The following is a 16889-nucleotide window of genomic DNA, read 5'->3' as shown; positions in this document are numbered from 1 at the left end:
ATATTAAATTACTATTAAAGGAACACATCATGACTTTTAAATTTAAAACCAATATCAAATGCGGGGGATGCGTCGCGACGGTAACGCCGCATCTTGACAGTGAAAAAACGATCGAAAAATGGCATGTGGATCTCCAATCACAGGAACGATTTTTGACTGTAGAGGGCTCTGAACCGAATGAGGAAATGATTTTTGAAAAGGTAAGACAAGCTGGTTTTACGATAGAGAAAGCATAAAAAATAAAAAAAGGGGTGATTAATCACCCCTTTTACAAATGATCAAAACAATTATTTTGCTTTCGTAGTGCTTTTGGATCCGGTAGATTTTACCGGTCGTGAGGTTGGACTTTTAACGTTACCTTTTTTGACAACCTCCATCTGACCATCTTTATTGAATTGCGGATGGTATTTACCATACGGCATAGCTAGAAAAATTTTCTGGTTGACTTCTTTAGCCAGGGGGACATAATCTTGTGTTGCCGTTTTGATGGCTGTAGTCGCTGCTTGAATGAGAAACCCGGCTAATCCTCCGTTTCCACCACTGTCGCCACTCGTGTTTACCACTACGACATCATCGTAAAACCAAAGAACCTCTCCGGTCTTTGTGGACTTTAATTCACATGCAACCTTTACACTTACATTTCCACCGGTAACATAATAGCTCGTATTCCATTGCAAAATGGTAACATATAGTACGGCATCCGCATTAAAAAAATCCTTAAATTTCTGCGGCGGAATATGAGCATAAGATTCTGTTTCAAATAGACCTTCTTGTTTAAGAATATCATTTACGACTTCCAGCGGGTACACATAATAGCCGCTATTGGTCAGCGGCTCAGCAACCGTTGTCGTATAATATTCTTTAGCATCAGCCGCGGTTGATTTATTGATCGGAGGCAAAACCAAAATAGTGACCGGATGTTCCACATACATTTTGGGCGCAAATTCTTGTTTTTTGATCATTGGTGCACAGCTCATCATAAGTATGCATAATGATCCAATGGTAATATATTTTTTCATTGTTGATTTCCTCGACTGATTTCTTGTTGCAATTTGGCGACAAATTCTTTCGACTCAGGGTATAACTGCAATTCCTTACCAAAATACTCCTGTCCTCCCACTATATCACCTTCTTGAGCTAAAACGTACCCGTATTCCGCATGAACTCCTGGCGGAATTTTTTTGAATTTTTTCTTGGCATTATCAAGAATTTCCTTCAGTGCCGATTTATAGGCCGCACGTGTGGATTCGTCCGGTGTTTTTTTGTATTTGTAAAGAGCCGATGAATAATTGCCCCAATAAAATATGGTCGTGCGTGTAGGTGTACAACCGACTGTAAACATCAAAACAGTAATGATCAGAATACTTAATTTCTTCATGGTATTTCAATCTCCATTGTTATTTGATTATCGAGGATCACTGTTTTGGTAAGAACAAGGTTCCCGTTTCTGTATATTTTTACTTCGTGTTTTCCGGGTTTAATCTGATAACGCTGAGTTTCAGCATCAAGTGCGAACGCTGTACCGCCGTCCACAGATACGGTTACGGCCGTTGTATCACCTTTAAAAACGAGATAGGCATGTTCGGCTTTAAGCACCACTCCCTCATTGTATCCTCCGCAGGACACAACTAAAAGAACTATGGCGCACGCGATGATAGATCTCATGGGATTCCTTATTGGTTTTCTTGTAAATAATAATCTTTAAATTCGGACTCAGGGATTTCACCATCAACTTTTTGACAAATAGCAAGCTCTGTAGTAATATCTCCTTTGATTAACGATACAACTTTGAGTTGGCCCACCGGTTTTCCCGGTAATTCGATCATGATTCCTGTTTGTGGATTATTAACTTTACTTCCGCGCTGAAATACAGTGAAGGTATCATTGACTCGAATACCTTGCATTTCGCCTCCGGAAATAAAATAACTTCCTTTTTCGTAGGACAAGATATACGAACGCCAAGGTTTATCGGTAAGATTTTCTACTATGCGGTTAACGAGTTTGGATATCGCGGCTGATATAACTTTGTCATTCAGAGTCGCATCATAGTCTGCCGTATTGCCCACACCCATAGTCGTCTGACTTTCTGAAAAGGCTTCACCTTCACCTTCTTCTGAATATACAATCTGGCCAGTTGACACATCAACTAATCGGATGGATACTTTAGCGTACGCCGCCTGTTTCTTAGTGCGGCTAAACACACCAACATCACTCGTGTTCTTGCGACCAAACTCGGTGACAGAACCCAGAATCAAATAATCAGCAGGGATGTTTAGTTGAGTGAGATTATTCATCTGTTTTTCTTTGCTCAGATAATCCAAATCAACGCGTTCGAGCATGATAAATTTCTCAGTTGCCGTGAGCTTAGAAGAAAGTATATCCATTGCCTGTTTTCCGAGACGGTCGTTGGTCGGATCATAAAAGAAACCCTGCCCATATTTTGTTTCGTTGGAAAAACGCGCTATAGCAACTTTGCGTTTTAGCGATCGCACAGGTACTGTAGACTCAACCGCAACCACCGCAGGTTTTGTTTTAATGGTTCTGGTTGTTGGCGGCCCTACCGTTGCGCAGGATTGCAATAGGAGCACACCAATGATTACTAAAAGAATCGATGTTCGGTTCATAGACACCTCTGTTTATCTAATTACGTACGTGAATAGAAAAATTCGATAATGTATCTTGGTACAATATATTATCTTTGGAATTAAAACCGTTTTTGTGATTGAACGAAAGGCAACGACGATGCTTATTAAAAACCCCATATATTTTCCCTCAACCCCAATTTCCCTAAAAATCAGTTTTCCCTAAAACCGATTTAATCTAAACAAATTTAGAAAATAATCAATTGATTTAACAACCTTATATGACATCCCTAAGGTTTTATCAATCCTCGCTCGCATGTCTCTACAAATTGTATGATGTTTAGTACATCCGGATTAGTGTCAAATTCATCGTGTATTTTTTTTAACGCATCACGACGTGTCAGGCCTTGGCGATATAAGATAAAGTAAGCTTTATCTATGACTTTAATTCGTTCTTCAGAAAAACCGTTGCGTCGTAATCCGACATAGTTTAAACCGGAAAAACGTAACGGTTCCCCGGCAGCCAACACATAGGGCGGAACGTCCTGATTGACCCGAAATCCCCCGCCGACAAACGCATAACGACCGATACGACAAAACTGATGTATGGGTACCATCCCGCCGATACCCGCATAATCTTCGATATGTACGTGCCCTGCCATGTTTACGGCATTTGAAATAATAACATGATCGCCGATCGTGCAATCATGCGCAACATGCGCATACGCCATAATCAACGAATGTGAACCGATTTTTGTTTTTCCGTTCGCACCGGTTCCGCGGTTAATCGTTACATACTCGCGAATCACGGTTTCATCACCGATTTCTACCGTTGAATACTCCCCACCGAATTTAAGGTCTTGGGGATCACCACCAAGTGCCGCACCCTGATGAATTACTACACCCTGACCAATCTCCGTAAATGATGTAACACGTACATGATTATGAATTATGGTATGCTTTCCGATTTGTGAGCCATCATCAATGATCGAATACGCGCCGACTTGTATGGATGTATCTAACGATTCGGAAACCAGAGCTGTAGGATGTATCATATCAAGAAATCAACTTTCATATACGACGTTACCACCGATCACCATAGATTGTACTTTGGTGCCGGCAATTTTCTCGGGCTGTACGGAAAAAATATCTTGCGACAGCACCATAAAATCAGCCAGTTTACCGGGTGATAACGTACCTTTTATATGCTCTTCCCCGCTGGCCAATGCGGCTCCTACGGTATAGGCATAAATAATTTCTTCACGCGTCATGCGTTCTTCCGGGTACCACACCTCATCGGAAGTCCTGCGAGTTCGGCATAAAGCGGCTGTCATACCTTCGAATACATTGCACGTTTCGATCGGTACATCAGAGCCCAAGGCAATCGTTGCACCGCTTTGGAGCAAACTACGAAAAGGATATACCCATCGAGCACGGGCGCCCCAATACCGGTTGGCCGCATCAATATCTTCAGGTATGTGTATGGCCTGCATCGAAGCAATAGTTCCACTCCGAGCGAAACGTTGTATATCATCAGGATGAATGATTTGAGCATGTTCGATCCGTTGCCTTAATTTTTTATCCGGGAACAGCCCCTGCGTTTTTTCAAATGCATTCAACACCTTGCGATTCGCTCTGTCTCCGATGGCATGAATCGCGCAGGCTATGTCATATTCAGCTGCTCTTAAAACGTATGCGTCGAGCGCATCCTGCGTCGTGATTTCAGTTCCATAATTTTCCGAATTCTCAAAAGGCTCCAACATATGTGCAGTCTGTGATCCCAGTGTGCCGTCCATGAAAATTTTCATCCCACCAAACCGGAAATAGGCATCACCGAACCCGCTTTTGATTTTGGATTCGACCATCGTATCGAGATATCGTATTGGAAGATAAAAACAAACGCGTAGCTGAAGCGCTCTGTCCCGATGCAAAGATTGGTAGGCTTCAAAATCAGGCATGGTTTCCATGCAATGCACACCGGCTAAACCGTTTTTATATGCCAATGTTTGCGAATTGCGCAATACCTCTGCTCGTTGCGCGGCCGTATCTTCCGGCATGATCTTCCATACCAATGTGCGCGCATCTTCTTTGATAATACCGGTAAGCTGCCCGTTTTCATTTTTACATATTTCTCCGGCACCACTAAACACTGTCTGTTCGTTGATACCAGCTTGGGCTAGAGCAAGCGAATTGACCCACAGCGAATGAAAGTCGCGGGCATCTAGTGCGATGGGATGCTGACGGGTAATACTATCGAGTTGTTCTTTTGTCGGATAGTGTGCAGGTGACCATAGATTTTGATTCCAACCCTTGCCCTTGATCCAAGCTCCCTCCGGGGTGGTCGCTACTTTTTGCCGTATGACATTCAGACAGGCTTCGACCGATGTCAAACCACTCAAATCAATTTGTGCTTGTTGTAAACAGTGTGACAAAAAATGAGTATGGCTGTCAGTAAAGGCAGGTAAAACCGGCTTTCCGTCCAATGAAATGCGCTGTGCAAAAGGAAAAGCCGAACGCATCTCTTCGTTCGTACCGGTTGCGACGATCGTTCCGCCGCTGACAACAATGGCTTCACAGAAAGGCTGACTCTTTTCGCCAGTATATATTTTTCCGTTATAAAATAATTTTATCATATGAAGAAATATAGCGGATATTCGTTAAGCTACAATGGGATTATGAAGAAGGAGTTTATCCTACTGCCGTACATAGAATTTTCGATTATTCCAATCCAAATCAAGAAGTTGTTTGAATACACTATCGGATACATGTAGCTCTATAAACCCGTCATTGCGAATACGAACATTGTTTGAACTCACATGTTTGGTGATTTTTAAGCTATCGGCACGCGTCGGATACATAAAATCTAAAGTATCATTGCGAAGGTACATCCAACCCAATATCCAAGCTTTATGATGGGCATCTCTACGATTGAGTACCCAATAATGATCGGATTTGCGCAAATGATTGATCGTATCTATGACAAATAATGTATCGTTTAACTCTGTAAAAAAACGAAAGCGGTCTTGTAAAAAATCCATTTTTCCACCGATGCTTTTCAATTCCTCATCTAGCAATTTTCTATTCTTATATTTCCCTCCGTCTACAGTATCTAAAAAAATAATCGGACCTTCGGAAATTGTTTGCGCTTGCGTGTACATGAGTTTTGATGAAATGACCAGATTTGTTGTTGAATGCACTACACGCATCGGAGGACCGGGATTATATGCGGTATCCGGCAAAAAAGCAGACCACCGCCCAAGTAATGCATCCGGAAAACTAAATTTCGCACTCGCTTGAACCGGCATCGGTTGGTCAAATAAAACCCCGGGATGCTGGCAGGATACAAGCACGAGTAGAATTAAATAATTTTTCGAGGAAACATTATTTTTTATGATATTTAAATCCATTTTTTTGAAATTGAATACGTGCATTTGTAGTGTTTGGGTTAATATCGATTTTCTTGCCTAAAACGGCATACCTAAATGTTGCAAATATTATTCTGAGATTATATACAAAACTTCTTTTTTCGACGTATATAATGTCCAACCTTTCTTGCAACTCTTTACTCAAAACACCTTTTTTCAATAGTTGCACCTGAGCTAAACCTGTCCAACCGGGTTTAACATTTTCCCGAATTTTTGTTTTGTGTGCTTCTAACGCTTGCAGCATAAGCGGCCTTGGTCCGACAAAACTCATTTGACCAACTAAAATATGAAATAAATCAGGTAGCTCATCAAGATGGCTAATCCTCAAAAACCATCCCACACGATTGATACGATTTAACTCAAAAAATACCCGCCCGATTTGTGGCCCGGGTAACATGGTTCGAATTTTAACATGATTAAAATCCCTGCCCATATAACCTCTACGCTTAGATACGTAAAACGGAGGAAAACCAATAAAGCACATTGATAAACACAATGACACCATAAACAAAGGTACGGTAAAAAATATAGCAATTAGTGAAACCGTTATGTCAAACCATCGAATCATATAAACTTAAATGCAAATTTCTGTTTTATAGGTTTAACGGAATTTTTTGAAACGCACCTGTGTTTATTGAAAACGCCTTTTGAATGGATTCCCGAGTTTTTTTAGGATCTCCGGTTGTCAGAAAAACATCCGCTCGTCGGTTTTCCTGTATATATTTCAATTTCCAAGATTGATCCACAAAACGAAAAGTGGATTCGCACGGGTCAATTATTTTTACCGAAGGCATTTTTTTTTCAAATATCTCAGACGCCGCTGTATAATGTGTACAAGCCAAAACCAGTGCGTCACATTTATTTAGAGGCTGTACGATACGATCAAGAGTTTTATCAAACCCAATCGTTCTCATTTTACCGCTTTCGATCATTGCGGATACTGGTTGTGCGATACGTTGAATTATTTTTTGATTGGAATAAATAAACGGTTTTTGATATGCCCTGGATCGGATAGTTCGGATCCCTCCGACAATACCGATACGATGCAATCGTTGCTGAGATTGTAATGTTTTGATCGTATGGGTAATAACACCTGTAAGTCTGAAGTTTTTCGGTAGGTTCTTGTTTTCAATCTGCGGCAGAACGGTACTCATAGCATTGCATGCAACGACCAAATATCCCGTTCCTCTATTACTGAGATAATGAATTATATTGATTAGCCGCGAGCGAAGTTGGCTTCGTGATTGTTTGCCGTAAGGTGTGGTGCCGGAATCCGAAAAATAAACAACAGGTAGAGTTGTATAATGCGCTTTGAGAATCCGATAAAACGAAATACCGCCTATACCCCAATCTATAATGGCCACTTTAGGAAATCGAATATCTCGGTTCTGTTTCATGATCTGTGATCGGCTGTTATTGCGACGATCTCGTGATTCCAACCGTAGCTCAGTATTTCCATGTTTATGTCCACGAAATTCGTTTTGAAGAATTGTTCGTATTCATCTTTCGTTTTTGGCGGATTTTTTTGGATCAGTTGCTTCCACTCTAGTGATCGTACCATCGAACGAAGGTTTTTATGATGCCTCGGATAGCGTAACACACCCAAAAGAAATTGTGTTTTTTCTTTGGCAAAACGCATGAACTTAAAGGATTTTTGGCTTTGCCTACACATGTCTACTAGCAGAAATTTACCCCCCGGCTTCAATAATCTTTTAATTTCTTTTGCCGTTTCTTGCCAGTTTAGGTAACGCCAGGAAAGAACGGATACGATTAAATCAAAAGAGTGATCCTGTATTGGAATATGAGATGATGTCGTTTCAATAAAATTGACATGTAAATAATTTGAATTTCGCTTTCGCGCATAAGACAATAGCCGAGATGAAACATCTATACCGACAGCATAGGCTGTATATGGCGCCAAACGATACATCATTGCACCATTGCCGCAACCGATTTCTAATAAAGACTTTGCGCCGCTTGTTGCCTTTATTTTATTTGTTATCCACTCCCATTCTCTGGCACGCACCGTAAAATCCTCAAATGTCGCTTCATACATATCCGCTACCGGATCATAGATGGGCGCATCCTCAACTTCTTTTTTGGGTATGTCGAATGAATTATTGTCGATCATAATAAGAACGTACTATGATTTATATAACTTCACTAACCCCGTCAACGTAGCCCATAATACCATCGGAACAATAAATGTCGGAAGAAAAACAAAAGGAAATGAAAATACAGCGATATTGGGCTGATCAAAATTGATTTGCTGAAACGGAAAAGGCGCTGATAAAATCGCTATGGACACGATATTTATCAGTAATCCCAAAGTGAGTACATGCCAAACGATCAAAACACTACGCGACCATGTGAAATTTTTTCTCGCAACCCACATCATCACCGGCGCTGTAATACCGGAAACGATATCCCAGTTTAATCCGGTGTATGTCATATCTTCCGGAACCAATCCGGCTGTAAACAACTGGTGTAACATGATTTCAACCGGTATGCGTACCACACTTAACAAAATCAAATCTTCTAATCGAAATCCGTTAATTATATTTCGCAATGATGGTATTGTAAGAAAAACCAAAACCGTAATAACCGCAGGGCCAACCCCGGTAAGTATCAATCGCGGAGGAAACGCCGAAAATTGGGTATAAAAACCGATGTAACTCAGAACAGCCTGCAACAACACCCACAAAAAAACTACAAAGAAAACCGTAAAGCGCAGTGAAGAAGATCGACCGGCTTCCGAGTAACGCACAGATCGAAAAAAGAAAATCAAGGTCAACGCAAAATTGATCAACATTAGCGACGCGACGGCAAATGGCGCTTGTCCTAACACGGTGATTTCCTCCGATGGTTTTATGGACCTTCTTTGATAATATCGAGCCTTACTTCAGCTGTCCCGCTACCGATCATGTCTATTTTTTGCGCGGCCGCCAGCGATAGATCAATAATCCGGTCTTTAGCAAAAGGGCCGCGGTCATTGATACGAACTTGGATCGTTTTGTTGTTTTTTAAATTGGTTACTTTGACTAACGTGTTAAATGGCAGCGTACGATGTGCCGCGGTTAGTTTATACATATCAAAAATTTCACCATTAGCTGTCTTTCTGCCGTGAAATTTATGTGCATAATATGACGCGACGCCGGTCTGATACCCTTTTTTTATTATTTCTTTCCCCGGAATTTCACCCCGTGTTCGCGACGCAACCGTGCCATACTGCGGATTGGGCACACACGCGTATATGAATAGCAAAAAAATTAGCAGCAAAACAGTATAACGCATTATTCCTCTTTGATGATCGGTGTCGCATCCGACTCGTCTTCTTTGATCCGACGCTGTTTTTTGTTCTTTAGCGACTCATCGGGTTTAAGTTTTTTCCCAACTTTCGTAGAATCCGTTCCGGATTTCTTTTTTAAAAGGAATTCAAATTCTTCGAGTTCGGAGTCAGTCATTTGTAAACGACTGGTATCTATACTCGCAGATTCAGTCGTGATCGATATGCTGTTTTTACCAATTTCTTGGCGTGTTCTGATGGAATCAGTTTTTTGATCAATTTGCGTCACGCTCATTTCACGTTGCCAACGGATCAATGTCGTGTCAATCGTATAACCGGCCGAATCATTTTGAATATTCCACGCTTTTTTGTAGGCGTTCACTTTCTGTCGCAACTTTTCGGCAGACGGCCATGATGGTGCACCGTACAATAAAGTGTTATAGTACAGAAAAGCCTTTTGCGGATTGTTTTTTTTCTTTTCTTCCAATAAACCCATCGCATAAACCGAGGGCCATTTATGTTTGGTCGAATCGCTTCGTGCAATGGATTGAAATAAATCAGCGGCTTTTTCCCATTGCGTGTCGGACACCATCAGCATTTGCGCTTCCTCAAAAACATCATCATAACGATCTGCATTTGCAGCCTTCAATCCGAGAATACTTTCCCCTGTTTTAGACATGACGCCGTTGGGAAATTTCTCATATACCTCTTTATACAACGACAGATAATTTGGAAACCCTTTGATTTGATGTATGCGCGCCAAACCGTAATATGCGATCTCTTCGCTGGTTGTTCCTTTTAGTGATTCTGTCACTATCGTATAATAAGCTAATGAGGAATCATATAAATGCAGCTCGTTAGCATAATATTCTGCTAGTAAAATATGATACTCAGCTAATCGTTCATTAACTTTTTTTCGGAAACTCAACAAACTATCTCTATGAGTTAACTCAACGAGCGAAAAAATATCGGAATTGATTTCGTTTTGTTTATCGGTCAATTCCGTTGATACCATATTGATCGTCTTAAGGTCTTGCTCTGTTTTATCTGTTACAGTTTCTATCTTGTCCTTTTCTTCAGGTACGTTAGTTTGTGTACTAGTATCTAGTTTGACCAACTGCACTAGAAATTCATCCGGCACAAAAGTCGTTGTATCGCCTGATTCCAATGCTTTCATACGACTTTCGATGATTTCGACTAAATACCGATTGGCATACAAAACGCCTTTGAGCACATTCATTTTTTCAAAAAATGTCAATCGGGCAACGGCCGCTGATGCATAGTACGACGAAGCATATTTGTTACGAACCAACGTATAAAATTTCATTGCACGATTATGATCGGGAGTGAAATCGACCGACGGTCTCGTTTGTGTCGTGTCATGCAACAACCCCAACATGTAATAACAATCCCCAACCGGGGCCGTAGCATAAGTATTGACTATGAAAAGAAACTGCTTCTCGGCATCGCTTGAACGACCCTGCGTACGTAAAATATCGGCAATTTCAAACTCGGCCCGCGCAAAGTATGTTTTATACTTTGGATCACCTAAGATTTTATCTAAATGATCAATGGCTGTTTTATACTGGCCGACCATCTTTAGCGCCCGTGATCGGAAAACAAGCATTTCGAAGCGTTCGGAAAGAGATAGGTTTTTTTGCAACAGTTTATTTAGAAATTCTGCGCACTCTGAAAACTTTTGATCTTTGTAAAAACAGTAAGCTGATTTATACAACGTCGTTTTGCGTAGATTGTCATCTTTAGCGAGCTTCTGAGCCTGTGCATAATAAGCCTTCGCCACGTTGAGGTTCTCATCAAGAAGCGCAATATCGCCCAGTATTAAGTTGGCTTCGGCACGTATGTCTTCCGTTGTATTGAGCGCTTCGATCGGGCGAAGAATTTCCTGTGCTTCCTGAAACTGCTGAAGTTTGAATAATGTTTTACCGTACCAAAGTTTTGCTTCCGATATCAGTTCGGACGCGGGAAACCGTGTCATCAGTACTTCAAAGCGGTTTTTAGCTTCAAGATAATCCCCTTCACCGGAACGCAAATAATAGGATTTGCCGAGCAGCAAGAGTGCATCATCCACCCATCCGCTTGTCGGATGAAGCACGACGACCTTATTGGCTTTTTCTATAGAGATATCAAAAGCGGTTTTGGCATCGCCCGGTATGTTATCCGGTTCCGAATCAAAAAAACCCAACTTCATTTCCGGAGTATTGGAGGGTGCTTCCCGTGATGTACGCGAAGAACGTTCAACGCTTTCTTTGCCTAATTTATAACTTTTCCGGGCGTTATAAAATGTATTAAAAAACGCACAGCTTTGCAGAATCAAGAAAAAAGGAACAAGAAAAAAAATTTTGCGCATACTTCTCTTTCTAATTACTCTCAACAATCATACCATCGTAAGCTAATTTGATGTTTTCTGGTAACGTGGCATTCACAGTATCATGATCCAATTCATGTGAAATATGTGTAAAGTATGTTTGTTTGGCACCGATCTTTCGTGCGGCTTCGACCGCTTGCTCTACATTAAAATGAGTGGGGTGCGGCCTGTAGCGCAAACAATCCAGAACCAAAACTTCAGCGTTGTGAAAATAGTCCCACGATGCTTCCGGGATCCCCGAACAATCGGTTGCATATATAAAATCACCGATGCGATAGGCGTAAATCGGTAACTTTCCGTGCATCACAGTGATGGGTATGATTTGGACGTCTTCGATGGTGAAAGGTTTATCTACCGGTATAAAATCAATCATCGGTATTCCGCCGGGAATATCAGGATATTCAAAAATATAGGAAAAAACTTTTTTCATCTGCTCGATCGTGTATGCTCCGGCATAACACGGGAGCCTTTTCTTTTGTAATCGGTTAAATGAGCGGGTCTCATCAAGCCCGAAAATATGATCCACATGATGATGCGTAAAAAGTACGGCATCTACATGATGAATACGGTGTAAAAGCGCTTGTTGCCGTAAATCTATCGATGTATCTATTAATATTTTTTTCTCTTTTACTTCGACGATCACAGAGGTGCGCAATCTTTTATTATACGGATTTTCCGATGCACATACCGCACAGGTACAACCGATCATCGGCACACCATGCGAAGTGCCCGTTCCTAAAAATTGTATTTTCATTCCTTTTGACAATCCGTTATTCAGTTGGCTACGCCGCTCGTATCCGCTCGCGATGCTGTGATGACATTGGGCACGCGCCGTATTTTGTCGAGTATCATATTCAGATGTGCGATATTCCGAACTTGTAATACAAAAAGATGTACGGTTTCGTTTCCCGTCGTACGTACCTCCGCGCTGACGATATTGGTATCCGTGGAGGATATTTTTTGCGCTACATCCACAAGAAAGTTTTTACGATCGCGCCCTACGACACGTATCTGAACGTTGAAGTTTTTGGTTTCATCTACTTGCCATTTGGCCGCTAACGCGCGTTCGGGTTCTTTTTTGACGGCATCCAGTATATTGTGACAGTCATTGCGGTGCAAATGTACACCGCGCCCGCGCGTGACATAACCCATAATCTGATCGCCTGGTATCGGATTACAGCATTTGGCAAAATGAATCATCATATTGTCAACACCGCTGATGGCAATGCCTTTGGATTCCGAAGAACTGCGTTTGATAAAGCGTTTAAAAAACGAACTGCTTTCCTGAGGTTTTTCCGGAGCTATATTTTTTTGCGCTAAGCGTTGCGCGATACTTTGTGCAGAGGTATTGCCACGCCCTATGGATGAAAGCATCATATCCAGATTTTCAAATGTCAGTTCCGTAGCCATTTTGACTAAATCATCCACGTAGTCTGCAAACGGCTTGCGCAGTTGTACTAAGCGCAATTCCTGCTCAAGAAGATCTTTACCAAGAACGATGCTCTGTTCGATCTCAATATTACGAAAATAGCGTTTGATGTGGCTGCGTGCTTTGGATGATTTGACGATTTCCAGCCAATGCGTGCTTGGCGATTGATGTTCAGAGGTGAGAATTTCAATAAGTTCACCGCTGCGCAGCTCGGTATGCAAAGGCACGATCTTGCCGTTGACTTTGGCTCCGATACAATGCAACCCTACTTCCGAGTGCACAGCAAAAGCAAAATCTATCGGCGTAGAACCTTTGGGTAAAGGAATAAGATCACCTTTGGGCGTAAAAACAAAAACTTCGTCCTGAAATAAGTCAATTTTGAGATCTTCGAGAAATTCACCCGGATCCGACTGGTCACGCTGGCGTTCGATTAACTGCCGAATCCATCCGATCTGTTTATCAATCTGATCCATCTGATTTTTGCCTTCTTTGTACAGCCAGTGCGCAGCTATACCTTCTTCGGCTATCTGATGCATCTCGTGTGTGCGAATTTGTATTTCCACCATCTTACCGTCGGGTCCGATCACGGTTGTGTGGATAGATTGGTAGCCATTGATTTTAGGAACGGCAACATAATCTTTGAATCGTTCAGTAACCGGCGTGTATGTGCTGTGAACAAAACCCAAAGCGCGATAACAATCCGTTTTTTCTTGAACCATAATACGGATGGCAAGCAAGTCGTAAATTTCGTTAAACGGCTTGTTACGCTTTTTCATTTTATTATAAATACTGAAAAAGTGTTTGGGCCGGCCGATGATTTGCGCTTCGACTCCGTTATCTTTGAGCTTTTCGATAAGCGGTTTGGCCACGGACTGAATATAAAATTCGCGTTCCGTTCTTTTTTCGCTGACTAGACGTGATAACTCCCAATACGATTCCGGATCCAAGACTTTGAGCACGAGATCTTCCAATTCCCATCGCGTACGAGCCATACCAAAACGATGAGCCAGCGGAGCATACACGTCGCGCGTTTCCGTCGCAATGCGCTCTTGTTTTTTGCGCGGCAGGGAGTCGATTGTGCGCATATTGTGAATACGATCAGCAAACTTGATGATGATCACACGAATATCTTTGATCATCGAAAGAAGCATTTTGCGGAAATTCTCGGCTTGTTTTATTTCCAAACTGCCGAATTCAAAACCTGCGATTTTAGTCAATCCGTCAACAATACCGGCGACATCATTGCCAAATTCTTTGGCAATATCATCGTAGGTTTTTCCTGTATCTTCTATGACATCATGCAAAAAAGCCGCGACCAAAGTCACCGTATCCATATTTTGTTCGATCAAAATTTTGACCACTTCGATGATGTGATCAAAATACGGTAAACCGGATTTACGGAATTGCCCCAAGTGTGAAAGATAACTGTATTCGTAAGCTTTACGCAGTGTTTCGGTATCCGGTATACGAATATAAGATTTGTAAGAATTCAGAGCTTCTTCAAAAATATGATCGTAATGTGCCTTATCACGTACAATAGGTGCAGTCGTGCCTTGTTCTTGAAACAAGTTCAATGCGGCGTTTCCGTTCTTTTTTGTTTGGGTTTCGATCATATGATTAATTTTGGCTTAGCTTCAAGAATGGCTCTTAGGTTTTAACCTATAACGCAAACTGATTTATAAATATATGTTATACAAAGAGTTTTGACAAGAATTTTGTTGACTTGGTCGTATTGTTACAACGAAAAAAACGAGTTGTTATTCAAACCCAAAAACCTTGCTAAAACGAGCCTATTTTACTATCATGGGGCTCAAATTTTGGAGGATTTATGTGCGGGATTATAGGTTATATCGGTAAACGTCAAGCCATGCCTATCGTGATGAATGGCCTCAAACGGATGGAATATCGCGGTTATGATTCGGCCGGCGTTTGTTTTGTCGAAAATCAATCATTACAAATACGTAAACAAGCGGGCAAGCTTTACGAACTCGAAAAAGATTTGGTCGGTGTTAATTTTGATGCAACCGTCGGCATGGGGCACACACGCTGGGCCACGCACGGTGTGCCAAATCAGACGAACGCCCATCCTCATTTTGATGAAGACAATAATTTCGCGGTCATACATAACGGTATCATCGAAAACTATGCGTCTCTGAAAATCGAACTTGTGAAAAAAGGTCATACATTTAAAACCGAAACCGATACAGAAACAGTAATCCATCTCGTCGAGGAATTTTACAAATCCGGTATGGATTTCGAAACCGCTGTACGAGAAGCCATATACTGCATCAAAGGTGCGTATGGTTTTGTTTTTATGTGCCGTCACGAACCTGAAAAAATCATCGTTGCCCGCTGTGGTAGCCCGCTAGTTTTGGGTTATGGCAACGAAGAATTTCTCGTGGCTTCCGATGCCTCCGCGATCGTCGCACACACACGACAAGTCGTATATCTGGAAGATAATGAAATGGCCGTATTGTCACGTCAGGGTATCGAAGTCAAAACTTTGGACAATAAGGTTATCGAAAAACAAGTCGAAGAAATCACTTTTGATATCAGTCAGATCGAAAAAGCCGGTTATGAGCATTTTATGCTCAAGGAAATTTTCGAACAGCCAAACACGATCCGTGATGCGATGCGCGGTCGCCTGATCGCCGAGGAAGGCATGCCGCGACTTGGCGGTCTTGTTGATCATATTGACACACTCAAAAAAGCCAAAAAAATCGTATTCATCGCATGCGGCACCAGTTGGCATGCAGCCTTGACGGCAGAATACATGATCGAAGAATTTGCGCGAATCAATGTTGAAGTAGAATACGCTTCGGAATTTAGATACCGCAATCCCATCGTAGAAGAAGGGACCGTTGTTTTTGTGATCAGCCAATCAGGCGAAACCGCCGATACCCTCGCCGCTATGCGCGAAGCCAAACGCCGTGGCGCAGCCGTATTCGGTATTTGTAATGTGGTCGGAAGTTCGATCGCACGTGAAACCGATGCCGGCGTTTATATTCACGCCGGTCCCGAAATTGGCGTCGCTTCGACCAAAGCATTTACTTCCCAACTTACCGTCATCGCGCTGATCACTGTGCTCTTGGCTCGATTGCGAAATATGTCCTCCGCCGAAGGTAAACAAATCGTCGAAGAAATGGATATGTTGCCAGAAAAAGTAAAAGAAATTCTCAAAGCCAGCGATTATATCCGTGAAATTGCCGAATTGTACAAAGATCGTAGGAATTTCCTGTACCTTGGCCGCGGATATAATTTTCCGGTGGCTTTGGAAGGCGCTCTCAAACTAAAAGAAATTTCATACATTCATGCCGAAGGTTATCCGGCAGCAGAAATGAAACACGGGCCGATCGCACTCATTGACGAAGAAATGCCGATCGTTTTTATCGCACCACAAGATGCCATATACGATAAGGTTGTCAGTAATATCGAAGAAGTGCGTGCACGCGGCGGTAAAGTTATTGCTATTACAACGGAAGGCAATACCGATATCCGCAGCAAAGCGGACCATATCATTTATATTCCTAAAACGATGGATTTTCTGATTCCGATTTTATCCGTGATCCCGTTACAGCTTTTGTCTTATCATATGGCTGTTCTTCGCGGATGCAATGTGGATCAACCACGTAACCTCGCTAAGAGTGTTACTGTAGAATAATTCAAAGTTGCGAATGGACTAGATCAAACGGTACCGGCAAAAGTTGATCAAAAAATGGCAACTAGAAGACAAATATTATTTTAGCACAGCTAAAAATAAATTTTAGAGCATAAAAAAACC

17 protein-coding genes are annotated in these 16889 nt (G+C 41.8%); 2 read left to right on the top strand and 15 right to left on the bottom strand.

Annotated elements, in window-relative coordinates; genetic code table 11:
• The first annotated feature begins 26 nt into the window (after window positions 1-26).
• Window positions 27-236, top strand: a complete 210-nt coding sequence (locus HUU58_04170) for a heavy-metal-associated domain-containing protein (protein NUN44856.1) — start codon at window positions 27-29, stop codon at window positions 234-236.
• Between the two features lie 51 nt (window positions 237-287).
• Here HUU58_04170 and HUU58_04165 read toward each other — a convergent pair whose 3' ends face one another.
• The 15 genes from HUU58_04165 to HUU58_04095 all read right to left on the bottom strand — a co-directional run bounded on the left by HUU58_04165 (window position 288) and on the right by HUU58_04095 (window position 14682).
• Complete coding sequence (locus HUU58_04165; GenBank protein NUN44855.1) at window positions 288-1019, bottom strand: DUF799 family lipoprotein; 732 nt, start codon at window positions 1017-1019, stop codon at window positions 288-290.
• Window positions 1016-1378, bottom strand: a complete 363-nt coding sequence (locus tag HUU58_04160) for a DUF4810 domain-containing protein (GenBank protein NUN44854.1) — start codon at window positions 1376-1378, stop codon at window positions 1016-1018. Before HUU58_04160 ends, HUU58_04165 begins: the two co-directional genes overlap by 4 nt.
• Window positions 1375-1665, bottom strand: a complete 291-nt coding sequence (locus HUU58_04155; GenBank protein NUN44853.1) for a hypothetical protein — start codon at window positions 1663-1665, stop codon at window positions 1375-1377. The genes HUU58_04160 and HUU58_04155 overlap by 4 nt, the downstream gene beginning before the upstream one ends.
• Window positions 1666-1673: 8 nt before the next feature.
• Window positions 1674-2624, bottom strand: a complete 951-nt coding sequence (locus tag HUU58_04150; GenBank protein ID NUN44852.1) for a curli production assembly protein CsgG — start codon at window positions 2622-2624, stop codon at window positions 1674-1676.
• A gap of 248 nt (window positions 2625-2872) precedes the next feature.
• Window positions 2873-3637, bottom strand: coding sequence for an acyl-ACP--UDP-N-acetylglucosamine O-acyltransferase (gene lpxA / locus HUU58_04145; GenBank protein NUN44851.1), 765 nt, complete (start codon window positions 3635-3637; stop codon window positions 2873-2875).
• 9 nt (window positions 3638-3646) lie between these two features.
• Window positions 3647-5215 (bottom strand): amidohydrolase, encoded by a 1569-nt coding sequence (locus tag HUU58_04140; protein NUN44850.1) that lies wholly within the window; start codon window positions 5213-5215, stop codon window positions 3647-3649.
• 60 nt (window positions 5216-5275) lie between these two features.
• Window positions 5276-5887 carry a hypothetical protein gene (locus HUU58_04135; GenBank protein ID NUN44849.1) on the bottom strand — a complete coding sequence of 204 codons (612 nt, stop codon included), beginning with the start codon at window positions 5885-5887 and terminating at the stop codon, window positions 5276-5278.
• A 76-nt stretch (window positions 5888-5963) separates the two neighbouring features.
• Window positions 5964-6575: a sugar transferase gene (locus HUU58_04130; protein NUN44848.1), complete on the bottom strand. Its 612-nt coding sequence runs from the start codon at window positions 6573-6575 to the stop codon at window positions 5964-5966.
• Between the two features lie 25 nt (window positions 6576-6600).
• Window positions 6601-7404 (bottom strand): aspartate/glutamate racemase family protein, encoded by an 804-nt coding sequence (locus HUU58_04125; GenBank protein NUN44847.1) that lies wholly within the window; start codon window positions 7402-7404, stop codon window positions 6601-6603.
• Entirely contained in the window at window positions 7401-8138 is a 738-nt protein-coding gene (locus HUU58_04120; protein NUN44846.1) for a methyltransferase domain-containing protein, read from the bottom strand. Before HUU58_04120 ends, HUU58_04125 begins: the two co-directional genes overlap by 4 nt.
• 12 nt (window positions 8139-8150) lie before the next feature.
• Window positions 8151-8855, bottom strand: coding sequence for a hypothetical protein (locus HUU58_04115; protein NUN44845.1), 705 nt, complete (start codon window positions 8853-8855; stop codon window positions 8151-8153).
• 20 nt (window positions 8856-8875) lie between these two features.
• Window positions 8876-9301, bottom strand: a complete 426-nt coding sequence (locus tag HUU58_04110) for a septal ring lytic transglycosylase RlpA family protein (protein ID NUN44844.1) — start codon at window positions 9299-9301, stop codon at window positions 8876-8878.
• The gene (locus HUU58_04105) at window positions 9301-11661 is read right to left on the bottom strand and encodes a tetratricopeptide repeat protein (protein ID NUN44843.1); all 2361 of its coding nucleotides are present in this window, start codon (window positions 11659-11661) and stop codon (window positions 9301-9303) included. The genes HUU58_04110 and HUU58_04105 overlap by 1 nt, the downstream gene beginning before the upstream one ends.
• 10 nt (window positions 11662-11671) lie before the next feature.
• Entirely contained in the window at window positions 11672-12433 is a 762-nt protein-coding gene (locus HUU58_04100) for an MBL fold metallo-hydrolase (GenBank protein ID NUN44842.1), read from the bottom strand.
• Between the two features lie 20 nt (window positions 12434-12453).
• A complete protein-coding gene (locus HUU58_04095; GenBank protein NUN44841.1) occupies window positions 12454-14682 on the bottom strand; it encodes a bifunctional (p)ppGpp synthetase/guanosine-3',5'-bis(diphosphate) 3'-pyrophosphohydrolase in 2229 nt (742 codons plus the stop codon).
• Between the two features lie 254 nt (window positions 14683-14936).
• On the opposite strand from HUU58_04095, the gene glmS reads away from it, so the two are divergent.
• Complete coding sequence (gene glmS / locus HUU58_04090; GenBank protein ID NUN44840.1) at window positions 14937-16769, top strand: glutamine--fructose-6-phosphate transaminase (isomerizing); 1833 nt, start codon at window positions 14937-14939, stop codon at window positions 16767-16769.
• The last annotated feature ends 120 nt before the right edge of the window (window positions 16770-16889 follow it).

This window comes from bacterium (genome assembly GCA_013360215.1).
Classification (GTDB): Bacteria; CLD3; CLD3; order SB21; family SB21; genus JABWCP01.
The sequence above is the reverse complement of the archived record's forward strand: the minus strand, read 5'-3'. Positions and strand labels throughout refer to the sequence as shown.